This window comes from Chitinophaga sp. 30R24, assembly GCF_049056765.1.
In the GTDB taxonomy this organism is placed as follows: Bacteria; Bacteroidota; Bacteroidia; order Chitinophagales; family Chitinophagaceae; genus Chitinophaga.
The window spans coordinates 371,347-394,537 of record NZ_JBJGXX010000002.1 but is presented as its reverse complement, the minus strand read 5'-3'; the positions used below and the strand labels follow the sequence as shown (position 1 = coordinate 394,537).

Annotated in this window: 21 protein-coding genes; 6 read left to right on the top strand and 15 right to left on the bottom strand. The window is 44.5% G+C overall.

Going from position 1 to position 23,191, the window contains the following annotated elements:
• Positions 1-129: 129 nt before the first annotated feature.
• The 5 genes from ilvN to ACDQ55_RS08225 form a co-directional block, all read right to left on the bottom strand.
• Positions 130-666 (bottom strand): acetolactate synthase small subunit, encoded by a 537-nt coding sequence (ilvN, locus tag ACDQ55_RS08245; protein WP_420980891.1) that lies wholly within the window; start codon positions 664-666, stop codon positions 130-132.
• Between the two features lie 52 nt (positions 667-718).
• Positions 719-2,467, bottom strand: coding sequence for a biosynthetic-type acetolactate synthase large subunit (gene ilvB / locus ACDQ55_RS08240; protein ID WP_420980890.1), 1,749 nt, complete (start codon positions 2,465-2,467; stop codon positions 719-721).
• Entirely contained in the window at positions 2,433-4,112 is a 1,680-nt protein-coding gene (gene ilvD / locus ACDQ55_RS08235) for a dihydroxy-acid dehydratase (RefSeq protein ID WP_420980889.1), read from the bottom strand. The genes ilvB and ilvD overlap by 35 nt, the downstream gene beginning before the upstream one ends.
• A gap of 373 nt (positions 4,113-4,485) precedes the next feature.
• Positions 4,486-5,388 (bottom strand): branched-chain amino acid transaminase, encoded by a 903-nt coding sequence (locus ACDQ55_RS08230; RefSeq protein ID WP_420980888.1) that lies wholly within the window; start codon positions 5,386-5,388, stop codon positions 4,486-4,488.
• A gap of 576 nt (positions 5,389-5,964) precedes the next feature.
• Positions 5,965-6,867, bottom strand: a complete 903-nt coding sequence (locus ACDQ55_RS08225) for a nucleotidyltransferase family protein (RefSeq protein WP_420980887.1) — start codon at positions 6,865-6,867, stop codon at positions 5,965-5,967.
• A 299-nt stretch (positions 6,868-7,166) separates the two neighbouring features.
• Between ACDQ55_RS08225 and ACDQ55_RS08220 the strand changes: the two genes are divergently transcribed.
• Entirely contained in the window at positions 7,167-8,060 is an 894-nt protein-coding gene (locus ACDQ55_RS08220) for a 1-aminocyclopropane-1-carboxylate deaminase/D-cysteine desulfhydrase (RefSeq protein WP_420980886.1), read from the top strand.
• 69 nt (positions 8,061-8,129) lie between these two features.
• Positions 8,130-8,861: a hypothetical protein gene (locus tag ACDQ55_RS08215; RefSeq protein ID WP_420980885.1), complete on the top strand. Its 732-nt coding sequence runs from the start codon at positions 8,130-8,132 to the stop codon at positions 8,859-8,861.
• Positions 8,862-8,872: 11 nt separating this feature from the next.
• On the opposite strand, the gene lipB is transcribed toward ACDQ55_RS08215, so the two are convergent.
• The gene (lipB, locus tag ACDQ55_RS08210; RefSeq protein ID WP_420980884.1) at positions 8,873-9,586 is read right to left on the bottom strand and encodes a lipoyl(octanoyl) transferase LipB; all 714 of its coding nucleotides are present in this window, start codon (positions 9,584-9,586) and stop codon (positions 8,873-8,875) included.
• A 126-nt stretch (positions 9,587-9,712) separates the two neighbouring features.
• Between lipB and ACDQ55_RS08205 the strand changes: the two genes are divergently transcribed.
• Entirely contained in the window at positions 9,713-10,786 is a 1,074-nt protein-coding gene (locus ACDQ55_RS08205) for an RluA family pseudouridine synthase (RefSeq protein ID WP_420980883.1), read from the top strand.
• A gap of 288 nt (positions 10,787-11,074) precedes the next feature.
• Positions 11,075-12,742 (top strand): gliding motility-associated C-terminal domain-containing protein, encoded by a 1,668-nt coding sequence (locus ACDQ55_RS08200; protein WP_420980882.1) that lies wholly within the window; start codon positions 11,075-11,077, stop codon positions 12,740-12,742.
• A gap of 43 nt (positions 12,743-12,785) precedes the next feature.
• On the opposite strand, the gene ACDQ55_RS08195 is transcribed toward ACDQ55_RS08200, so the two are convergent.
• The 9 genes from ACDQ55_RS08195 to ACDQ55_RS08155 all read right to left on the bottom strand — a co-directional run bounded on the left by ACDQ55_RS08195 (position 12,786) and on the right by ACDQ55_RS08155 (position 19,804).
• Positions 12,786-13,739, bottom strand: coding sequence for a hypothetical protein (locus ACDQ55_RS08195; protein ID WP_420980881.1), 954 nt, complete (start codon positions 13,737-13,739; stop codon positions 12,786-12,788).
• A 128-nt stretch (positions 13,740-13,867) separates the two neighbouring features.
• A complete protein-coding gene (locus ACDQ55_RS08190; RefSeq protein ID WP_420980880.1) occupies positions 13,868-14,671 on the bottom strand; it encodes an anti-sigma factor in 804 nt (267 codons plus the stop codon).
• A gap of 54 nt (positions 14,672-14,725) precedes the next feature.
• Positions 14,726-15,274 (bottom strand): RNA polymerase sigma factor, encoded by a 549-nt coding sequence (locus ACDQ55_RS08185; RefSeq protein ID WP_420980879.1) that lies wholly within the window; start codon positions 15,272-15,274, stop codon positions 14,726-14,728.
• Between the two features lie 193 nt (positions 15,275-15,467).
• Positions 15,468-16,421 (bottom strand): anti-sigma factor, encoded by a 954-nt coding sequence (locus ACDQ55_RS08180; protein ID WP_420980878.1) that lies wholly within the window; start codon positions 16,419-16,421, stop codon positions 15,468-15,470.
• 12 nt (positions 16,422-16,433) lie between these two features.
• Positions 16,434-16,985: an RNA polymerase sigma factor gene (locus ACDQ55_RS08175; protein WP_420980877.1), complete on the bottom strand. Its 552-nt coding sequence runs from the start codon at positions 16,983-16,985 to the stop codon at positions 16,434-16,436.
• 71 nt (positions 16,986-17,056) lie between these two features.
• Entirely contained in the window at positions 17,057-17,779 is a 723-nt protein-coding gene (gene def, locus ACDQ55_RS08170) for a peptide deformylase (protein ID WP_420980876.1), read from the bottom strand.
• Positions 17,780-17,809: 30 nt separating this feature from the next.
• Positions 17,810-18,220 (bottom strand): Holliday junction resolvase RuvX, encoded by a 411-nt coding sequence (ruvX, locus tag ACDQ55_RS08165; protein WP_420980875.1) that lies wholly within the window; start codon positions 18,218-18,220, stop codon positions 17,810-17,812.
• Between the two features lie 39 nt (positions 18,221-18,259).
• Positions 18,260-19,126: a UbiA-like polyprenyltransferase gene (locus ACDQ55_RS08160; protein WP_420980874.1), complete on the bottom strand. Its 867-nt coding sequence runs from the start codon at positions 19,124-19,126 to the stop codon at positions 18,260-18,262.
• A gap of 138 nt (positions 19,127-19,264) precedes the next feature.
• Positions 19,265-19,804 (bottom strand): RNA methyltransferase, encoded by a 540-nt coding sequence (locus ACDQ55_RS08155; RefSeq protein ID WP_420980873.1) that lies wholly within the window; start codon positions 19,802-19,804, stop codon positions 19,265-19,267.
• Between the two features lie 46 nt (positions 19,805-19,850).
• On the opposite strand from ACDQ55_RS08155, the gene mutS reads away from it, so the two are divergent.
• The gene (gene mutS, locus ACDQ55_RS08150; RefSeq protein ID WP_420980872.1) at positions 19,851-22,460 is read left to right on the top strand and encodes a DNA mismatch repair protein MutS; all 2,610 of its coding nucleotides are present in this window, start codon (positions 19,851-19,853) and stop codon (positions 22,458-22,460) included.
• A gap of 305 nt (positions 22,461-22,765) precedes the next feature.
• Positions 22,766-23,161 (top strand): hypothetical protein, encoded by a 396-nt coding sequence (locus ACDQ55_RS08145; protein WP_420980871.1) that lies wholly within the window; start codon positions 22,766-22,768, stop codon positions 23,159-23,161.
• Positions 23,162-23,191: the final 30 nt, after the last annotated feature.

The following is a 23,191-nucleotide window of genomic DNA, read 5'->3' as shown; positions in this document are numbered from 1 at the left end:
ACTAGCTGTTAGCTATTAGCTGAGGTGTGATTTGAATGAATAATGATTAATATTTCCTACTGCAGTGCTAAAGCTGCGGGCACATGGTAGCGGATTGCCAAAAGTTAGCCATCCTTACTGCTATCATCATCAGTTAGCTACTACTTCCTGCGTTTGCAGTTCTTTTAAATGTTCATGGAAACGACGGCTCCATTTTACAATGGCTACACGACCACTTTTAGAGTATTCGATCAGCCCATATGGTTCCAGTTTCTTGATAAAACTTATCAGCTCTTGCTGATGGCCTGTTTTCTCAATAACAAAATAATCTGCTGTGATCGTGAGAATACGCGCATTGTTTTCGCGTATCAGCCTTTCTATATCACCAGTATGTAAAGAACGGGTAGATATTTTATACAGCGCCAGCTCCTGATATACCACTTCTTCTTCTTCATGTACAAAGGCACGGTGTATTTCTATCAGTCTTTCTATCTGGCCAACTACCTTATCCAGCAGTTCGCGTGTAGACATCACCGTTATAATAAACTTGAACACGCCGGGAATTTCTGTTTCAGCTGTGGTTAAACTGGTGATATTGATGCCCCTGCGGGTAAATATAATGGTGATACGGTTGGTGATACCTATACGGTCTTCCGTATATACCGTTACTGTATATTCTTTTTGCATATACCTGTTGTAAATTACAAATGATCAATATAAATCTTCTGCACGCACTGTTCTACTCAAGCCGGATAGAGGAAACTGGGGCGCCAGCAGGCACCATGGGGAATACGTTGTCTTCTTTTTCCACCACTACTTCGAGCAGATAAGCACCCTGGTGAGCCAGCATTTCGTCGATGGCGGCAGAGATATCTTCACGTGCGGTCACTTTTTTGCCCGGAATGAAAAATCCTTTTGCAATCTGTACAAAATCAGGATTAACCATTTCTGTAGATGAATAACGTTTGTCGAAGAACAGTTGTTGCCACTGCCTTACCATACCCAGGAAGTTATTGTTCAGGATCACTATTTTCACACCAATCTGCGACTGGTAGATAGTGCCCAATTCCTGCAAGGTCATCTGAAAGCAACCGTCGCCGATGATAGCTACCACTTCTTTCTGGGGCGTGCCTGTTTTTGCACCCATTGCCGCTGGCAGAGAAAATCCCATAGTACCCATACCACCGGAGGTGATATTGGTATTAGGTTCTTTAAAGCGGTAGTAGCGGGAAGCAACCATCTGGTGCTGACCTACGTCTGTTACCAGAACAGCTTCTCCTTTGGTTTTTTCTGAGATGAGGCGGATCACTTCTGCCATTTTCAGCTCACCCTGATCCGGATACAGTTCTTTATGTTGTACTTTCTCGTATTCTTTTTTATCGGCTTCACGGAATTCGTTGAGCCACGCGCTGTGCTCAACTGGCTGCACTTGTTTCACCAGGGCTTCCAGCGCTGCTTTAGCATCTGCGTGTACCGCTACATCTGCCTTTATGATCTTATTGATCTCGGCTGCATCTATTTCGATGTGTATGACTTTAGCGTTGGGTACATAGCTGGCTACGTCGCCGGTTACACGATCATCGAAGCGCATGCCTACGGCAATGATTACGTCGGCTTCACCGGTAAGCATATTAGGCCCATAGTTACCGTGCATACCTAGCAAACCTACATACAGCGGATGGTCTACCGGTACGGCAGAAAGGCCCAGCAATGTAGATCCTACAGGTATCTGCGCTTTTTCAGCGAGTGCTATCAGGTCTTTCTCTGCACCAGACAACAATACGCCGTGACCGCACAGGATAAACGGTTTTTTAGCGCTGTTGATCAGTGCAGCGGCTTCCGCTACTGCTTCCTCACTTAAAGGAGGTACCGGGCGGTAGCTGCGGATATATTCACATTTTTTGTATTCGTATTCAAACTCGCCAAACTGTGCATTCTTGGTAATGTCTACCAGTACAGGTCCGGGACGGCCGCTACGGGCAATATAAAAAGCCTTGGCAATAGCGCCGGGAATATCTTCCGGACGGGTTACCTGTATGTTCCATTTGGTGATTGGCATGGTAATGCCGATCACGTCTGTTTCCTGGAAAGCGTCTGTACCCAGGAGGGCCGCAGCTACCTGTCCGGTAATGCAAACCATGGGAGTGCTGTCCATGAAGGCGTCTGCCAAACCTGTTACCAGATTGGTAGCACCCGGACCAGAAGTAGCAAAAGCAACACCTACTTTACCGGAGCTACGGGCGTAGCCTTGTGCAGCATGCGTAGCGCCTTGTTCATGCCGGACAAGAATATGACGCACCCGATCCTGAAAATCATAGAGCGCATCATAAATAGGCATGATCGCTCCGCCGGGATAACCGAAGATGGTATCTACTCCTTCCTCAATAAGAGAGCGGATTACGGCTTCAGACCCTGTAATCACAGGTTTAACAGCTAATTGCGTATCTGCTATCTCAGGCTTCATCGGTAACACATCCTTCTGTTGCATTTTTAACAAGTTTTGCGTACTTAAATAAGATTCCATTGGATGCTTTCAATGCGGGCTGTATCCACTGCGCTCTGCGAGCAGCCAGTTCTTCATCGCTCACTTCCACATTGATAAAGTTTTTTACTGCATCTATTTCGATGATATCGTTGTCTTTTACGAGAGCGATATTACCACCTTCAAAAGCTTCCGGGGTAATATGTCCCACTACAAATCCATGGGTACCGCCAGAGAAGCGGCCATCGGTGATGAGCGCTACGCTTTTACCCAATCCTACACCCATAATAGCGCTGGTAGGTTTCAGCATTTCCGGCATACCAGGTGCGCCTTTAGGTCCTACCTGACGGATTACTACTACATCGCCTTCTTTTACTTTACCGGAGGTAATACCGGCAATCAATTCGAATTCACCATCAAAAACACGGGCAGGGCCTCTGAAGCGTTCGCCTTCCTTTCCGGTGATTTTGGCCACTGCGCCTTGGGTAGCCAGATTACCGTACAGGATCTGTATATGTGCAGTAGGTTTTAGTGGCTGTTCCAGCGGCACAATAATATTTTGTGTACTGAAATCGATATCCGGTACATTTTCCAGGTTTTCAGCCACTGTTTTACCGGTAACGGTTAAACAATGTCCATGAATATACCCCTTCTTCATGAGGTATTTCATCACCAGGGGAACACCGCCAATATTATGCAGGTCTTCCATCAGATATTTACCACTAGGCTTAAGATCAGCGATGAGCGGCGTTTTGTCGCTGATACGCTGAAAATCGGCGAGGGTAACGGAGATGCCTACTGATTTTGCGATAGCAATAAAATGCAGTACGGCATTAGTGCTGCCACCCATAGCCATGATGATGGTGAGCGCATTTTCAAATGCGTCTTTCGTCATGATATCCCTGGGTTTAATATCCCTTTCGAGGAGCAGACGGATATATTTGCCGGCAACGAGGCATTCATCTTTTTTATCCTGGCTCAACGCCGGATTAGAAGAGCTATAAGGCAAGCTCATACCGAGTGCTTCTATAGCGGAAGACATCGTATTAGCAGTATACATACCACCGCAGGCACCTGCACCTGGGCAGGAATGCTGCACAATGCCTTTGAAATCGCCTTCATCGAGCTTACCAGCCATTTTCTGGCCTAATGCTTCGAATGCAGAGATGATATTAAGGTCTTGGCCTTTGTATTTTCCTGGTGCGATTGAACCGCCGTATACCATGATAGAAGGGCGGTTGAGCCGACCCATTGCCATCAGGGAACCAGGCATATTTTTATCGCAGCCCGGTACAGTGATCAGGGCATCATAATATTGCGCTCCTGCTACAGTTTCAATGGAATCAGCAATCAGATCGCGGCTAACGAGAGAATAGCGCATACCTTCGGTACCATTGCTTATACCATCGCTCACGCCAATGGTATTGAAAATGAGTCCGACCAGATCATTTGCCCAAACGCCTTTTTTAACGTCTTTTGCAAGATCATTCAGGTGCATATTGCAAGTGTTGCCATCATAACCCATGCTAACGATCCCCACCTGTGCTTTTTTCAGATCTTCCTCTGTTAAACCAATGCCATACAACTGAGCCTGAGCAGCTGGCTGTGTAGGATCTTGTGTGATCGTTTTGCTGTATTTGTTTAATTCCATTGCTTTTGATATTAGGAGAGATAACTGTTTTTATAATACCCCTATTTTAAAACTTCAACACAAATTACCCGGGAGCGTCGTCAAATTCAAACCAACATTTTTCAGTTTACCGGTATTCAAATCTGCCTATTGAGCTTTCAAATCCTTTACTGGCAAGAGATTAGAGTTTTTCGATTTACAACCTCCAAGGGGCCGGAGGCATGAGGCGGATATTTTTTGACGGCTAGTCTTTAGCTGCTAGCTTTAGCGGTTGATTTTTACGTATAGCCGTTGGCGTTTAGTCCGTTGCGCACTTTTTTTAGCCTTTCGGCCAGCTGTTAGTCTCTAGTTCAAAAACTAAAGGCTAACAGCCAAACACTAGTGGCTAAAGAAATTATGCCAGCTGCGTTTCGCGCTGGAACGCTTTCTCCAATACCTTGGCTTTATAAGCCTGTTGGAGCACTTTACCAAGAGATCCAGCCCATGGTTTATTAAAAGATTGGCCATCGAGAGAATCGATACCGATGATCTCAGCAGCAGTACCGCAGAAGAAAGCGGAATCAGCTTCTTTCAGTTCAGCGATGGTAAATAATTTTTCTTCAAGTGGAATATTCAGTTCTTGACAAAGTTCAATAACGGTAGCACGGGTGATGCCAGGAAGGATGTTGCCTGCGGGAGGGGTATAGAGTTTGCCCTCTTTTTCAAAGAAAATATTTGCGCCAGGGCCTTCTGCTACATAACCATTCATATCCAGCAAAAGCGCTTCATCAAACCCTTTTACTTTGGCTTCCTGTGAAGCAAGTATGGAGTTTACATAAAGTCCGGCTGATTTTGATTCAATTTTAAAAGCTTTAGGGTTGGGTCTTTCATATGAAGACGTCATTACTTTTAACAGTTTTTCTCCGAGGTAAGCACCCCATTCCCATGCACAGATCAAGATATTTGCTTCCTGGGCAGCTTTCAGGGTCATATTAGGCGGACAGAAAACCAGGGGCCGGATGTAGGCTTCTTCCATATTATTCAGCTCCAACACTTTGTAACAAGCGGCGATCAACGCTTCATTATCAAAGTTGTAGGGGATATGGATCAGTTCACAAGAGCGCTTCAAACGATCGAAATGTTCCTTTGCTTTAAAGATCTTCACTTCTCCACTAGCCGTTTTATAAGCGCGAATGCCTTCAAATACGGCATATCCATAATGCAGTGACTGGCTATACAGATCTGTTGTAGCTGTGTTTGCCTTGGTGTACTCACCGTTAATGTAAAGAATAGTGTTGTCGTTGTAATAGCTGTACATAAAAATTGAAATTATACCAGGAATATATAGTCATAAAAAAAGCCTTCCTCTTTGCGGAGGAAGGCGTATATTCTGTGTTGATAATGCACGTTTACCTATCCTCCATACTGGTGGCTAATAATGACAACGACAATAATCACGACCTTCGTGATAGCCCAATTGAGCTGAGGTACGATGTGATTAAGTTTTATATTGTCTTTATTTACCCACATTGGAGGTAGTGATGATTTTTAAGTGTTAATACAAAAGTATCGGTGAAAAGAATAAAAAACAACATCCATCCCAATATTTCGTGAAAAATCAATCACGGTAGTTGTTTTTGAAAATATTTAAAAAAAGAAGTTTCTAGTTATCAAAAATCTAAACAAATTAATATTTCCTTATAAATTAGTCTACTAATTTTGTGTATAAAAGACGGTAATTTCCGGATAAAACGGGTTGTCTTCTTATTTATATATTGCTGCCGTCCTGCTTTTCCTCCAACAAAAAGTGTTGTTGATGTGTCCTGACCCAAATTTCCGGGCATTTAATCCTTCAGGCTTGGGACTTAAGCCTGAAGGATATTTGTATTGGATTTTATTTCCATAAATTGTCTGGATATTCTCCATTCTTAACCAGCTCCGATAAACTAGCCTGCACGCCTGGTGCATCTTCTTTGTAGGTAACGCCAAACCATTGGGCGCTGGTAGGCAATACTTTCACTACTCCTTTACCACGACGGATAAATTCATCTGCTACAATCGGGATAAAGAACTCAGATTTAGGGTTACTAAGATTTTTCTCCAGGAATTCCTGGAAGAGTTCCTGACTCAGGTTAAATACACTGGGATGAAAGCCCCAGAAGTTCATGGATACAGGAGTACCAGCCGCCAAAGGATGCTTGCTGCCATCAGCCTCTTCATAAACGATCTGTTCGCCGTCTTGATATATTTTAGTTCTTTCGTTGATCGCTGTAAGGGTACCTTCGGCGCTCACTTCGCACACGCCACGGGATACAGAACCGTGTTCGCTGATCGTTTTACCTAACTCGTAGCCTACTACGCTGTACACATCAGGTTTACAATCGGTGTTCAGGAAAGCCGCCATTTTCACAAAAGCGTCTGTTCCATAAAAGTCATCTGCATTGATCACTGCAAATGGTTCGTTAATCGCATTTTTAGCGCAAAGGATCGCATGCGCAGTGCCCCAGGGCTTGGTTCTGTCGGCAGGAACTGCATAATCGCCTACAAATGCATTCATTTCCTGATATACATAATCAACAGCCACGCGGCCTTTGAGCTTGGGATCAAAGATCTCTTTAAACTCTGCTGCAAAATTTTCGCGGATGATGAACACAATTTTTCCAAAACCGGCGCTAATAGCGTCGTAAATAGAGTAATCGATGATAGTTTCACCGCTGGGGCCAAATTGCTGGATTTGCTTTAAACTGCCGTAACGACTGGCCATACCGGCCGCCAAAATCAATAAAGTCGGTTGCATTTTTCTGATATTAGTTTTATGTTTTTTCAACTATTTACCTAAAAATATCGGCAATAAATGTAATGATTAAAACCATTTTCACACTTTCTTTTTGTGTGTACACCACAATTAACGATCAATTTACAGGAACAATGAAACGATTTTTATGCAGGGGAGCCTTTACTGCAACTGCTTACGCATGCCTATGCCCAACAAGCCAACGCAACAGCGCTGCAGTCTTCCAAACCATGAGTAATAAAAAGGGGATGAATAGTTTTGATGAACTTTGTGGATATTTGAATTTTGTGGATAAATAATAAATGGTCACCTACGATAATATTACTCTTGAATCTTTTCGTACAGATTGGCTGCCTGCACATCTGCAGGCAGCCATGTTACGGTTAGACCGGTTGCATCCGGAAATATGCGGGAACAAATGGTTTAAGTTGAAAGGCAATCTGGAAGCGGCAGCAGCCTCGAAAGCCAACGGTATCCTTACCATGGGAGGAGCCTGGTCTAATCATATTGCAGCTACAGCTGTGGCTTGCAAAGAAGCCGGGCTGCAAGCCCTGGGCATTATCCGGGGGGAAGAACATTTTCAGCACAGGAATAACATGCTGCTGGCTGCGGAAGCCCTGGGCATGGGCTTCGTATTCGTTTCCCGGGAAGACTACCGCCAGCGCGCAACATTTACGCTATATGAAAGTCTTTTCCCGGATTATCACGTAATTCCTGAAGGCGGCCATAACGCGCTGGGGGCCAAAGGTTGTGAAGAGATCCTCTCCATCCTCCCGACCAGCGATTTCACACATGTTCTTTGCGCCACAGGCACCGGCACCACCCTGGCAGGACTGATTAACAATGCCCCTGCCCATCAGCAAATCACCGGTATTTCAGTGCTGAAAGGCGCCCAATACCTGGAGCAGGAAATAAGAAACCTGCTACTTCCCAAGCATAAAGCCTCCTGGCAGCTATTACACGACTACCACGGGGGTGGTTACGCTAAAATATCTCCCCGCCTTATAGATTTTATCAATAATTTTTATACCAATACCGGTATTCCTACAGATATCATTTATACAGGCAAACTGGTGATGGCCTTCCATGAATTGGTGCAGCAGGGCTACTTTCCAGACAATAGTAAAATTTTATTAATACATACCGGCGGCTTACAAGGAAACCTTTCCCTGGCTCCCGGCATACTCTCCTTTTAAAAACTGTTCTTTATATTTGGCGGGTAGTGTATTTTTGCCAACTTATAAGCAGCTCACGGAATAATTAGTATGAAGCAGGTAGCGCGTATCATTTTTGTCATCGGATTATTTTTATTGACGGCATATACAGGAAAAGCCCAAGACCAAGGATATGTTCCGCCTGTATTACCGGATTTTACAGCCACCATTAAAACTGGTAAAATTCAGCTGGACTGGATCTCTGGCTTCCCACAGGTGAAAGAAATTGGCATTCAGCGGTCGCTCGATAGCGTATTGAACTTCAATACCATCGGTTATGCCGGCTATCCTACCCAAACCAGAAATGCTTACGTGGACAATAAACCATTACCCGGCACCAACTATTATCGCCTCTTCATCCTATTCAACAACGGCCGGTATATGTACAGTAAAACGGTACTGGCCTTATCCGACAGCACCATCCGGGCCGACCAGAAACTGCAGTACGCCGATATCAAGGATGCCGCCAAAGGACTGCGGGGCAAAGAACAAGAAAATAAAGAACCTGAAAGAGTAGTGTGGCACCCTTCCAACTACGTTTATACTACCGCAGATGGCAATGTTAACATCCGGCTGCCGGATGCCCTGACAAAAAATTATGCCGTTAAATTCTATGAATCCAATGGTACTTTCTTATTTGAAATAGAACACGTAAAAGGCCCTTTCCTCATCCTGGAAAAAGCCATTTTTCTGCATGCCGGCTGGTTTAATTTTGAGATCTTCGACGATGGGAAGCTGAAAGAGAAATGGAATTTATTTATTCCGTTGAACTATAAGATGTGATTTAAGAAGATTTAAACCACATCACTCATCTCTGCTTCAAACACCTCTCCAAAGTGCCTGGCAAGATGGGCTTTCACCTCTTCGATATCTACCTTGCGGCCCAGTTCCTGGTCGAGAGACGCCACTTTTTTGTCGGCGATACCACAAGCAACGATATTATTGAAGTAGGCCATCATCGTATTTACATTAAGCGCAAAGCCATGCATGGTAACCCAACGGCTGCAACGTACGCCCATAGCACATATTTTACGTGCCTGCTGAGGATCATGGGGGGCTATCCATACGCCGGTTTCTCCTTTGGAACGGTCGCCGGCAACACCATATTCCGCCAGGGTACGGATAATCACTTCCTCCAAAAAACGCAGATATTTACCAATATCTGTAAAGAAATTCTCCAGGTCTATAATCGGATAACCTACAATCTGCCCGGGACCATGAAAAGTAATATCTCCGCCTCTGTTAGTAGGCACAAAGCCAATCCCCTGCTCTTCCAGTTCTTCCCGGGAGATGAGCAAGTTTTCCAGATGACCGCTTTTACCCAGGGTATACACAGGCGGATGTTCACAAAACAGCAGGTAATTGGTGGTAGGTTTAGACAGTTGACCCGCTACACGGGATTTCAACTGCACATTTTCCTTCAATAATTGCTCCTGATAGTCCCAGGCAGCCTGATAATCTATCAGGCCGAGGTCTTTTACTACAATCTGTTGCTTTACTTGTTCCATACTAGGGCGCAAAGTTAGGTGTTTTTTCCTCGCAGCGGCACAAAGCACCCAAAGGCGGCAGCGGCGCTACTTTGCCGCTTATGCCGCTTAACCAGAAATAGCTACCTTTGCAAAAAATTAAACTTAATGGCTGAAGAATTGCTGGAACTGGAAGATGAACTGGAAAACGGTGATGGCAGTGAGGAATTATATGAAAAAATCAATATGGTGGTCGACAAAGGCCAGGAGCCACTACGTATTGATAAATTCCTCACCAACCGTATAGAAGGTGCTACCCGCAATAAAATACAACAGGCCCTGGATGGCGAAATGGTATTGGTAAACGATAAACCCGTTAAATCCAACTACAAGATCAGACCGCTAGACCGGATCGTTGTGTTCTCCAACAGGAACCCCGAAAATACAGATATCATTCCGCAGGAAATACCGCTGAATATAATATTTGAAGACGAGGATGTAATGGTGATCGACAAACCGGCCGGTCTCGTTGTACACCCCGGCTGCGGTAACCGCGACGGTACCCTGGTAAATGGATTGTCGTGGTACCTGGGCGATAAAACCCAGGTCACCGAACCGGAGATTCCCCGCTTTGGCCTGGTGCACCGTATTGATAAAAATACCACCGGCCTCCTGGTGATCGCCAAATCAGAGAAAGCGATGAATGATCTGGCCAAACAGTTTTTCGACCACACCGTACACCGCCGTTATATTGCGTTGGTATGGGGCGACTTTGAAGAAGATGAAGGCACCGTAGTAGCTCACGTAGGGCGCCACCAACGCCTACGTAAAATCATGGATGCCTATCCCGACGGAGAATATGGCAAAGAGGCCATCACCCACTACCGCGTACTGGAACGCTTCAACTATGTTACCCTGATAGAGTGTAGGCTCGAAACAGGGCGCACCCACCAGATCCGCGTGCACATGCAACATATTGGCCACTCCCTCTTTAACGACGATACCTATGGCGGTAACCGCATTGTGAAAGGCACCGTTTATACAAAATATAAACAGTTTGTGGACAACTGTTTTGAAATCATGCCAAGACATGCCCTTCACGCGCAACAGCTCGGCTTCATACACCCGCGCACCCGGCAACAACTATACTTCGAAAGTGCACTACCAAGCGACCTTACTACCGTAATAGAAAAATGGAGAAGATATATTTCTGCAAGACCTTACCAGGGAGAGGATGAATAGAGGTGGCTAGTTAAACAAACCTCACAGGAAAATAACCGGATAATAGTTGGGACCAACTTATTGGATGTACCTGAAACAGCTGATAAGATGATCTTTTCCAATAGCTGATTATTAATAATGAGGCCGTATCAAAAGTATGATGCGGCCTCATTTTATTCAGGCCCCCATGGAGCAAAATTTCATTTACATCCATCACTTTTTACTTTTGTACCCCTTAATTAATATCCACATTATTCCATCATATATATAATTTTAATTATCTTTACAGTTAACTACCCATGTCAATGCATGAGAAACCAATTATTCCGTTCCTTTCGTAGCATCCTTATACCGGTTTTACTGCTCTGTTGCTTATGGAGTGGTAAAGCGGCCGCACAAAGAACGCCTTTTACTGTTTCTTCCACCTGTTTAAACGATACTGCTTTCTTCCAGATTACAACGCCTGCAGGCATCGACTCAGTGAAATGGTTTTTTGGAGACCCTGCTTCAGGTGAAAAAGATTCTTCCGTAAATATCCGCGCTTATCATATTTATCCCAGCATTGGCACCTATACAGATACCCTTATTGCCTGGAGAAAGGGTATTAAGGATACTACCATACAAGCTATTACTATTGTAACCCCGGTATTTTTTGACCTGGGCCCACAAGATACCACCCTGTGTGAAGGCGGCACCATCATTTTAAGTGCGCCAGTGATACCGGGGGCGGCTTACCTCTGGCAAGACAGCTCTACCAGCAGCAGCATTCTTGTAGATACTTCTGCCACCTATAAGGTGAAAATTAACGGCTGTCCCAACCCAGATTCTGTGAATGTTTTTTATACGCCCATACCCGTTATAAATCTTGGCAAAGACCTGATATTATGTAGCGGCGAACATATTGCGCTAGATGCCACTGCGCAAAACTGCACTTATCAATGGAATACCGGCAATACCGAACCCACCCAGGATGTTACCACTTCGGGTACCTACCATGTAGATGTGTTCCCAAAAGGCTGTGCTCCTGTATCAGACGACATCAATATCAGTTTCACCGGATCGCCCTATCCTTTTTCATTAGGGCCGGATACCTTGCTATGCCCGGGCGAATCTATCAGGGTGGCTCCAAGTATTCCGGAAGCCACTAAATGGGAATGGAGCAACGGCGCCACTACGCCGGCTGTTACGATCAACTACACCACCAACCTATGGGCATTGGTAGAGATCAACCATACCTGCAGCGTAGTAGATACCGTGTTCATTAATTACAACCATCTCAAGAAACTGAACCTGGGCAATGATACCACCATTTGCAAAGGCAACTTTCTGGTGCTTACTGCCGATTTTGGCAATGGCGTGTACCGGTGGCAGGATTCGTCTGACCAGGCGACTTACTATGTCACCAAACCCGGTTACTATTATGTGCATGCGCAGATAGGCAGGTGCGAATCCTCCGACAGTATTGCTGTAAGGTTTGAAGATACGCTCCGGGTAAATCTTGGGCCCGACACCCTATTATGCAAAAATGAGGTATACCAATTACGCGCTACCGGCGCCTTAGGCGGCACCTACAAATGGCAAGACAGCACCAGTACACCCATGTATACTGTTACCCAACCAGGTTTATATGCGATTGTGGCCTATAACAGCTGTGGTAAAACAGCAGACTCAATAGTCGTGAAATACCATGATTGCGCCTGCCAGGTTTATTTCCCTACTGCCTTTACTCCCAATGGCGATGGCAGAAATGATTATTTCCGTCCTATATACCGATGTCCTATATACGATTTTGTGCTAAGCATTTATAACCGCTGGGGAGAACGGGTTTTTTATACCACTGATCCGCAAATAGGCTGGACCGGGCGGATAAACGGCAAAACTGCTGATGTGGCTACCTATGTATGGATAGTGGATTATAAAGAAGTGGAAACACGGCTGCCGGTACATAAAACCGGGGCTGTTACCCTGTTATATTAAAACGGCTATACCATCTAAACATTACCCTTACAAATGCTTTATCTTATTTAGCTGCAGTAAAATTCACAAACTTGGCGGCAAAAACAGCCGTTTCTCTTTTTTTGAAAGGTATATCCCAGGTGCCATTATAAGCAACCAGGGCAGGAATCAATAAACCGTTGAACTTCGTCATCTGCACATCCATCTTCACATTAAAATCAAATAGCATGGTTTTATAAGAAAGCGCATATTTACGGCCTACAATTTCAAAGTTCTCTTTATTAAACCAGGTCACCAATTCATCTATCACTACTTCCGCCCTGTCTATACGACTCAGGTCTGGTTTGGCTTTTGCTGTAAAAACATAGCAAGGTGTACCATCCACATAATTCTCTGCACTGATAGAAAAATCGTAATAATGCATTACATCCTTGTCGAAGATCGCCACTTTTTGTCCTACGATAGGCACACCGCGAACGGGTTTACCCGGATTGAAGATCAGCTGTTTCAGCTGGGCTTTATGTTTGGCAAGGCTACCGGTGGCATTCTCCGGAGTTTCTCCGTGTTCATCTACACAAACGGTACCCTGTGTAAAAAAGAGGTTGCCATATAATTCGGCCGTATAGTAGTTATAATTTCCTTTGCGGGTATAGAAATCACCTGTTACTTTTTCGTTGCTGACTTGCATAACGCGGCATCTGTCTGTTACTTCCTGGTGGGTTTGATTAAAGAGGGAAGCTTTTATCTGGGCATCCTTATCCAGGATACGGATATCATTGATAGCGTCGAAGCCAACAACATGCAGGTTTTTAAATGCGCGGTAGAAAGTGGTATCATCTTCCACCCTTTTAATAAAGCTATTAACATCGAAGCCTATACGCTTTGCCGCTACAATCACTTCGTCCAAATTAACAGTCATCCCCTTATATTGGGCGGTATCCTGTGCAAAGAGTGCTGCCGGGTGGTGCAACAGGATCAAAACAAAGGCGGCTGCTATGCTTTTCCAATTTATAGACATAGGTGCAATTTAAGTAAAAAGCCGTTATAGCAAAGAGGCAGCGTTGATATGGTTATCTGTCGCTTGCTTTCCGCTATAACGGCTTTTGTTCTTTACTTTAACGTTTCAGCCGTTGAGCATTCACCTTGTTACCCGGGGATTTTTCCGGCCACATACATCTGTTCCATAGTTGGGGCCACGGCACCACCTTTGTTCTCGAGGGTAACAGCAAACATTTGTGCTTTACCCGTTACCTTCATTTTCTGGAGCAGTTTGGCGGTATCACCCATTTCGAACACACCCATATCAATTGGTTTACCATCTACGATAGCCCAGAGTTGATATTGTTTGTCGGCACTTGGTTCCGGCAAGTTGTTCACCTTCAGGTATACCTGTTGGCTTTGCGGGTTCCAGAATACGGTGGCTAATGCTTCAGGGAATGATTTGGTACCCGGCATTGGCACTTTAAGGACTTTAGGGTCCTGGATGATCTCCATGGATTCCTCAATTTGCTCTAAGCGGGTTTTGTAAAGATTGCTCTTTGACAAAATAGAGTTTTGGGATACTAACAAAGACTCATATTTGTCTTTGTACCCTTTGAATTCTTTGTACCGGTTAAAGAAAACATAGTTTAAAATCAGGCTGCCTACCAGCAGCACGGCGGCGGCGGTGGCGATCCATTTCCAGGATAGACGTTTGGTTTCTTGCATAAACACTACTTTAGGTTGCTGCAGGTCTTTGTCGGGTACAGGCTCACCCTCCTGCAAATTTGGTTCATTATTGATTTTAGAGAATAAACTGACTTTGATGTCGGCTTGGGGGTTAATTCCCTGCAACCTAATATACTCTTCCATATTGCGGCGCCAGGCTTCTACCTCAGCTGCCACAGCAGGATATTGGGCCATAGCGGCTTTCAGCTCTTTCACCTCCTCTTCGGTAGCGATGCCAGCCATATAAAGCTCAATAATCCCAGACGATATGAAATGTTGTGGATCCACTATTAAAATTTACTTGTTTAATATGTTCCTTAATTGATTGATCGCATTACGCATCCTTGTTTTCACTGTTCCTAAAGGGATATCCAATACCTTGGCGATTTCTTCCTGTGTACATCCCTTATAATACGCTAAGTCTATAAGGGTACGCTGCTCTTTAGTCAGCTTTTCCAACACGCGGGAAAATCCCAGATAATCAGTAACAGGGTATACGGTTAATGCACTATTGGTGGCATGTACATTTTCCGTAATATTTTGGATCTTTTGTTCCTGTTTGTACGATTTAGAGCGGAGGATGTCTATCGCTGTATTCCTTGCAATATTCAGCATCCAGGTAAAAAGCCGGCCTTTTTCCTCATCATAGCGATCCAGGTGTCTCCATATTTTCAGAAATACTTCCTGTAATACATCTCCAGCAGCACGATCGTCGTTCAGCACTTTTACAATTACGCCGTATAAAGCCGGTGAATATTGATCATACAGGTAACTAAACATTTTCTGGTCGCGCGCCCTCAGGCCCTGCACCAATTCAGCTTCTGTATATGTAGCAGTGTATTCCAAATGGACTGGATATGTTTTATTTAGTATTTAACGTAGGATATTCAGCGCATGACTTGTTAGTCAATATGCCGCACAGGGGTCAGTTTTCACGGATATAATGTTAATAATTGTGTTGTGCGTCTTATAATAATTAAATGGGGATACAACAGCAATATACTGATTTCAAACGACAACAAGTATGCTTCCTCTTGGTTTATTGTGGCCATTTTACAGACAGGTACAACTGGTCCATAGAAGGCGTGGTGCTGCCACCTTTCTCTTCCAATGTTACCACTACGCCTTGAATATGATCAACCGCTTTCATTTGTTGCAATTTTTGGGAAACGGCAGCACCAGTTTCAAACACGCCCACATTCACCAATTGCTGGTCTACTACAGCCCATAACTGAAATTGTTTACCAGCCGGAGGCACCGGCATCGATGGGGCAAGCAGGAAAACCAGATGAGTATTAGGATTCCAACCTACTTCTACAGTATGGCCGGCAAATTCTCCGGCGCCTTTCAGCTGTACCCATTTAAAAGCAGGATTATTCCTGATGGTAGTTTCCGGCGCTATATCCTTAAAGCTGGCGAGTGCCTGATGTTCCTTTTCTGCATCCAATTTTTCTTTGGTAGCGATCAGCGATTTATACCGGCTTTTGTAATCGGTCGATTTCTGAAAGAAGAAAAAGTTGAGAATAATACTTCCTAAAAGCAGTAATACAATAGCGGCGGTAATACATTTCCAGAGCAGGTTTTTAGCACTCCCTTCCGCTGTTTCAGGTGGTATATCCTTTAATAACGGAGGTGTTGTTTCCACCAGGGGATGCATCACCGGCTTGGGGTTTCTGGGGGATGGTTTTACCGGCCTTTCGCTACGGTGACTAACAGTAAGTGGCATACGCAGTTCTTCCGGCAGCAGATCGTTACCTTCCTGCGTGCTTTCCTGCTGGATAATATCCAGCAAGCGTTCCTTGATACCTGGAGGAGGAACAATAGCATAGAGTTTTACAAACCTTTCTTTGTCGAGCTGCAAGGAGTTAACTGCGGCTTTAATATCGGGGTATTGCAATACAGCTGTTTCTACCTCACTTTGTGCTGCTTCCGGCAGTGAACCGAATACATAGCTTTCCAGTATCCCAGATGATATGTAACGATGTACATCCACTATTACTGATGATTACAATTGTTTTAAGAGCGTTCTCAATTGTATAATTGCATTGCGCATACGGGTTTTCACGGTGCCCAATGGTATTTCAAGGGACCTGGCTATCTCTTCCTGGGTATGTCCCTTGAAATAGGCCATGTCGATAATAATTCGTTGATCTTTTTGCAGCCGCTCAATTACTTTGCTGAGCCCCAGATGGTCTACCGACAGGTGCACCGCTAGTTGCGGTTCATACAACAGTGCTACGCTGTTTACATCTTGCACACGCTGATCTAATTTGTGATTTTTAGAACGAAGGCTATCTATCGCTGTGTTACGGGTGATATTCAACATCCAGGTAAATAAACGTCCTTTTGAGGCATCATAACGGTCGATGTTACGCCAGATCTTTACAAATACTTCCTGTAACACGTCTCCGGCTGCAGCTTCTTCTCCAACTACCTTCAATGCTACACCATATAAGGCTGGTGAATAGTGATCATACAAGTAAGTAAATACTTTTTCGTCCCTGACCAGCAGGCCCTGAACCAGTTCAACTTCAGTGTATGTTAAGGTAGCTCCCAAGTTTGAGGATATGGATGTTATACTTTATGATACCAAAATAACAGGTTTTATTTACATTACAAAATTATTTCCTATTTAGGGAAGGTCATTTTGTAATCTACTCTTATTTTACCTTTGGTGATATCATCAAGTTTACTTTTCAACATTCTGCGTTTTAATGGCTTCAGATGATCAATAAATAGTTTACCATCAATATGGTCATATTCATGCAGAATAACACGGGCGGTTACGCCAGTAAAGGTTTTCACGTGCGGAGTAAAATTTTCGTCCACATAGCTGAGGGTAACCGTTTCTGCCCTGTTTACATCTTCCCTCACTTTAGGAATACTCAGGCAACCTTCATTATAAGCCCATTCCTTACCGCCGGTTTCTACGATGTGTGCATTAATAAATACCTCTTTCACACCATTATCACCAGGATAATCGTTTTTTTCCTCTTCTTCCAGGTGTTGTATAATTTGTTCACTATCTACCACAAAAAGCCGGATCGACTTATTTACCTGCGGGGCGGCAATACCTACGCCATTAGAACCATACATTGTTTGCCACATATTGGCAATTAACTCTTTCAGCTCAGGATAATCTGGAGTAATGTCTTCTGCAACTTTTCTCAGGACCGGATGTCCGTAAGCTACTATTGGCAATATCATGTTCTTATTCTTGGTTTGATCTGCGAAGATAGTCAATTTCCGGGGAAGACGGGCCACCACCAGGCTCAAACACCCTTGCCAGCCGCCAATCTTCCCGTTAAAACAATGAAGATGCAAAAACAGCCACGCCTTTTGCATCTTCATCGTTCCGATATATAATTAATTGAAAATATATTATTTATGCTGCAAATATTCCTGCAAAATAATCGTTGCACTGATTTCATCTACCAGGCCCTTGTTCTGCCGGTCTTTTTTCTTCAACCCGCTATCAATCATCGTTTGAAAAGCCATTTTAGAAGTAAACCGCTCATCTACCTTTACTACTGGCATATCGGGAAAATTTTTCCGGATAATACGGATGCATTCATTCACCAGGGCCGTAGCATCTGTAGCCTGGCCATCCAAATTCTTAGGCTCTCCGATAACAATTGTATCCACTGGCTCTGCTGCAAAATACTTTTTCAGGAAAGGGATCAGCTCATGGGTAGCCACAGTGGTAAGCCCGCTGGCAATTAGCTGCAAAGGATCTGTCACCGCCAGGCCCGTTCTCTTTTTTCCGTAATCTATTGCCATTAACCTTCCCATATGATGTAATTTATTGATGTAATTAATATGATCCTGATATTATAAAAAGATCATCATGTCTGCAATGGCAAATACGGCGAACACAACGCTAGCAATACCGTTAGTAGTCATAAACATGATATTGATCTTACTGAGGTCGTTCGGTTTTACCAACAGGTGCTGGGATACTAGCATTACCACAAAAGCAGCTGCACCAATCCAGAACACCCAATGAAAATGCCCGGTGAGGCCAATAGTCACCACCAGGGCGGCCGCTATTACATGCAGGAACTCAGAAAAACGTAAGGCGCCGGAAAGCCCCAGCCAGGCAGGAATAGAATTCAGTTGTTGGGATTTATCGAAATCCTCATCCTGCAAGGAATAAATAATATCAAAACCGGATACCCAACATAACACCAGGAAAGACACCAACACCGGCAACAGGGCAAATTCGCCCGTTACAGCCAAATAAGCGCCTATAGGGGCCAGCGACAAGCCAACACCCAGTACGAGGTGGCATAAGGCGGTAAAACGCTTGGTATAACTATATCCCAACACTACCAGTAAAGCTACCGGTGATAACAAAAAGCAAATACGGTTAATAAACCAGGTAGTAACAACAAACAAGACCACATTGCCGACGATGAAAAACATCGCATTTTTACGGGAGATCACTCCTGCAGGAATCTCCCGCTTGGCCGTACGGGGATTGAGTTTGTCGATATCCACATCCAGCCAGCGATTAAAGGCCATGGCCGCACTGCGTGCAAACACCATACATAGTATTACGAGCCCAAAGGTAGTCCAGCTGAAACTACCACCGCCTCTGGTGATCGCCATAAAAAAGCCGGTAAGGGCAAAGGGCATAGCGAAGATGGTATGCGCAAACTTCACCAGCGACAGATACTTGTTGATCGTTGAAAACATAGCTTTTAACTTTTAGCCTCCGGCAGCCTGGCTGTTCCGACTGATCAGCCTTTTAGCATAGCCCGGATGGCCGATTCCTCTTTATTGAAATGAATTGATTGCCAGGTTCCTCCCAGTCTGCCTTTAACCTCCTAACCACTAACGGTTAGCACCAGACAGCTTCACAAAGGTATCCCAAACTACAATACCGGTGGTCACCGATATATTCAGGGAATGTTTCATACCTAACTGGGGAATTTCGATACAGCCATCTACAGCTTTCATCACCGCAGCATCTACTCCGCTTACTTCATTCCCGAATACCAGGGCCAAAGGCCTGCCAGTGGGAGGCATAAACTTATCCAACATAACGCTGTTCTCTGCCTGCTCTATGGCCATTACCTGATAGCCCGACGCCTTCAAGTCTTCCACCGCCGAAAGGGTGGTTGCCGCATATTGCCATTCTACCGTTTCCGTAGCTCCCAGGGCAGTTTTATTAATATCACGATGCGGAGGCACCGGTGTATAACCACAAAGGATAATCCCTTTTACCAGGAAAGCGTCTGCGGTACGGAATACAGCCCCTACATTATGCATGCTGCGGATATTATCCAATACCAGCACTATGGGCGTTTTATCGGCTGTTTTGAATTCTGACACCGTTTTACGGCCCAGTTCATCCATGCTTAATTTTCTCATCACCTGCAAAGATAATAGGATGGCATGAGTTTTATATATTTGCGCCATGGCAAAAAGTAAATCAGAAGAAACCCCGCTCATGCAACAACATAAGGCCATCAAGGAGAAATATCCCGATGCCGTCCTTTTGTTCCGTGTAGGCGATTTTTATGAAACATTTAATGAGGATGCAGTAATAGCCGCCAGGGTGCTTGGCATTGTATTAACCAAAAGGGCCAATGGTTCTGCCTCTTATGTAGACTTGGCAGGGTTTCCACACCATGCGCTGGATACCTACCTGCATAAGCTGGTGAAAGCCGGCCACCGGGTAGCTGTATGCGATCAGCTGGAAGATCCCAAAATGGTAAAAGGCATCGTAAAACGTGGCGTTACAGAAATGGTGACTCCCGGCGTAGCGATCAACGATAAACTGCTGGAGAATGCCAGCAACAATTTCCTGGGTGCTGTGCACTTTGGCACAGATACTACCGGTGTATCCTTCCTGGATATTTCAACAGGCGAATTTTTTATTGCGGAAGGAAGCATTGAGTATGTAGACAAACTATTACAGAGTTTCCGCCCCGCCGAAGTGTTATTTGCCCGGCAACAACAGAAACACTTTAAAGCCACCTTTGGCAGCCGCTTCTATACGTACACCATGGATGAGTGGATATTTACCACCACCTATGCAGAAGAAATACTGCTGAAACATTTCCAGACACATTCCCTGAAAGGATATGGAGCAGAAGGGCTTCCCTCCGCTATTATTGCAGCTGGCGCCACGCTTCACTACCTGAAAGATACCGAACATCCCAATCTTCAGCATATTACCAGGATGCAGCGCATCAACCAGGACGATTTCCTCTGGATGGACCGCTTCACTGTGCGTAACCTGGAACTGTTGAACAGCAGTGTGGAAAATGGCCATACCCTCCTTAAAGTACTGGACAATACGGTTACGCCTATGGGCGCACGCTTGCTCAAACGCTGGATGGTGTTTCCCCTCCGCGATATAAAAACCATCAATGAACGCCTGGATACAGTTGCTTTCTTTATAAAAGAAACAACGCTGGCCCAGTCGCTGGTACACCATCTGAAACAAACCGGCGACCTGGAACGGCTGGTATCTAAAATTCCCCTCCGGAAAATAAACCCGAGGGAAATGATGCAACTTGCCCGCTCCCTGGAGCAGGTACAGGCAGTGCAAACCCTCCTGGCCGGCAGTAACAACGGCTATTTGTTACAACTCAACGAAAAATTAGATCCCTGCGTACCGCTGCTGGAACGTATCCTGAACGAAATCATGGATAACCCGCCTGTACAGGTAAACAAAGGCGGTGTAATCCGGGAAGGCGTCAACGCAGAACTGGATGAGCTCCGCAATATCGCGTCTAAAGGCAAAGATTACCTGTTACAGATACAACAAAAGGAATCGGAGGCCACTGGCATCCCTTCCCTGAAAATTGCATTCAACAATGTGTTCGGCTACTACCTGGAAGTAACCAATACCCATAAAAGCAAGGTGCCGGAACGCTGGATGCGCAAACAAACCCTGGCCAATGCCGAACGGTATATTACTCCGGAACTGAAAGAATACGAAGAAAAAATTATTGGCGCGGAAGATAAAATACTGGCACTGGAAAGCAGGTTGTTTGATGAACTGGTAACAGCCTTACAATCCTTTATACTACCCGTACAGGAAGATGCACAAGTATTTGCCCGCCTCGACTGTTTACTTTGCTTCGCACAAAATGCAGTACAGTTTAAGTACCGCCGTCCCAATATTACTGAGGGCCAGGAGCTGATCATCAAAGAAGGGCGCCACCCGGTAATTGAAAGAGGACTTCCTCCAGGAGAAAGCTATGTAACTAACGACCTTCATCTTGATAAAGACACCCAACAGATTATTATCCTCACAGGGCCGAATATGAGCGGTAAATCTGCTTTGCTGCGCCAAACAGCCCTCATTACACTGATGGCACACATGGGTAGCTTTGTGCCAGCCAGTAGCGCTGATATTGGCCTCACCGATAAAATATTTACCCGTGTAGGCGCTTCCGATAACCTGAGTGGCGGAGAATCTACCTTCATGGTAGAAATGAACGAAACAGCCAGCATTATCAACAGCATTACTTCCCGTAGCCTGGTAATACTGGATGAAATAGGACGTGGCACCAGCACTTATGATGGTATTTCCATTGCGTGGAGTATCGTGGAATATCTCCACGACATAACGGAGCATCGCCCTAAAACCCTGTTCGCCACCCACTATCATGAGCTGAACGAACTGGAAAATAAACATAGCCGTGTAAAAAACTTCCATATCACCAATATGGAGTCTGGCAATAAAATTATCTTCCTGCGCAAACTAGCGCCTGGCGGAAGCAGACACAGTTTTGGTATACATGTGGCCCGTATGGCAGGAATGCCACCTGCACTGATTAACCGTGCCAATGAAGTGTTATCTACCCTCGAAGCTAAACATATCGATGCGCCATTACAACAAAATGTAAAGCATATCCATACACCTGCCCAACAATTACAACTGAATATTTTTGATACCCATAGCGATACTTTCCGGCAGATCAGAGATAAACTGGAACATGTAGACATCAACAGGCTCACTCCTGTAGAAGCGCTTTTGAAGCTCAGCGAAATAAAAACAATGATCGGATAAGGTATCTGATATCAAAAAAAAGCGGCTATAAAATGCCGCTTTTTTTTGATATCATGATCTTCCACATCATAAAAACATAATATTAAATATTAACTTTTAGTCACTATATTTAGATATAGTCGATAGCATATAATTAATACCATATCACCTTTATCTCCGGGCCACACCTATCTGTGGCTACTCTGTACTTGTAGTTGTGCCTTCCAACCAGGCCCATAGCAGTTAGTTGATTAGCAAAGACAGGTGATAAATTACTTGCATGCTTACTGGTATTTTGTTTAACAGGTTCTCAAAACAAAAACAGGATGAATTTTTTAGGTAGAAATGAAACTTACACGGTGAGCAAAACAGAAGGACTAGAACAGGATATTAAGAAAATTTACTTCCTGTTACCGGACTGTTATATAAAGAAAGATACTATTGTTATAAAATACATCAATGCAATAGAAAAACTGTATATCCTGTCTGATAGCGTTCCTATCGCTTCTTATCAATTGGAAAAGATAAACGGGGGGTTATTTATCAATAATTTCATCCCTGTTATCCAGGAGCTTTCCTTTAACGACCTCAATGCCAGGAGATATAAAATTGATCCAATAAAATATAGCGGGGAAACGCTGGAGATCCTAATCAGTAATGGCGGGAACAGCGTGGTGGAAAATGATTTAGTGCGGCCAGTTGTTTTATCCTTAAGCAAATGATAAAACGATAGTCTTACTATGAATATCCTT

Coding starts and splice junctions, on each gene's coding strand:
- ACDQ55_RS08225 (WP_420980887.1), bottom strand. CDS start 6,867: ATGCAACCGACTTTATTGATTTTGGCGGCCGGTATGGCCAGTCGTTAC.
- ACDQ55_RS08200 (WP_420980882.1), top strand. CDS start 11,075: ATGAGAAACCAATTATTCCGTTCCTTTCGTAGCATCCTTATACCGGTT.
- ilvD (WP_420980889.1), bottom strand. CDS start 4,112: ATGGAATTAAACAAATACAGCAAAACGATCACACAAGATCCTACACAG.
- ilvN (WP_420980891.1), bottom strand. CDS start 666: ATGCAAAAAGAATATACAGTAACGGTATATACGGAAGACCGTATAGGT.
- mutS (WP_420980872.1), top strand. CDS start 19,851: ATGGCAAAAAGTAAATCAGAAGAAACCCCGCTCATGCAACAACATAAG.
- ACDQ55_RS08160 (WP_420980874.1), bottom strand. CDS start 19,126: ATGTTTTCAACGATCAACAAGTATCTGTCGCTGGTGAAGTTTGCGCAT.
- ilvB (WP_420980890.1), bottom strand. CDS start 2,467: ATGCAACAGAAGGATGTGTTACCGATGAAGCCTGAGATAGCAGATACG.
- ACDQ55_RS08190 (WP_420980880.1), bottom strand. CDS start 14,671: ATGGCTGGCATCGCTACCGAAGAGGAGGTGAAAGAGCTGAAAGCCGCT.
- ACDQ55_RS08155 (WP_420980873.1), bottom strand. CDS start 19,804: ATGAGAAAATTAAGCATGGATGAACTGGGCCGTAAAACGGTGTCAGAA.
- lipB (WP_420980884.1), bottom strand. CDS start 9,586: ATGGAACAAGTAAAGCAACAGATTGTAGTAAAAGACCTCGGCCTGATA.
- ACDQ55_RS08230 (WP_420980888.1), bottom strand. CDS start 5,388: ATGTACAGCTATTACAACGACAACACTATTCTTTACATTAACGGTGAG.
- ACDQ55_RS08195 (WP_420980881.1), bottom strand. CDS start 13,739: ATGTCTATAAATTGGAAAAGCATAGCAGCCGCCTTTGTTTTGATCCTG.
- ACDQ55_RS08215 (WP_420980885.1), top strand. CDS start 8,130: ATGAAGCAGGTAGCGCGTATCATTTTTGTCATCGGATTATTTTTATTG.
- ACDQ55_RS08145 (WP_420980871.1), top strand. CDS start 22,766: ATGAATTTTTTAGGTAGAAATGAAACTTACACGGTGAGCAAAACAGAA.
- ACDQ55_RS08220 (WP_420980886.1), top strand. CDS start 7,167: ATGGTCACCTACGATAATATTACTCTTGAATCTTTTCGTACAGATTGG.
- ACDQ55_RS08205 (WP_420980883.1), top strand. CDS start 9,713: ATGGCTGAAGAATTGCTGGAACTGGAAGATGAACTGGAAAACGGTGAT.
- def (WP_420980876.1), bottom strand. CDS start 17,779: ATGAAGATGCAAAAGGCGTGGCTGTTTTTGCATCTTCATTGTTTTAAC.
- ruvX (WP_420980875.1), bottom strand. CDS start 18,220: ATGGGAAGGTTAATGGCAATAGATTACGGAAAAAAGAGAACGGGCCTG.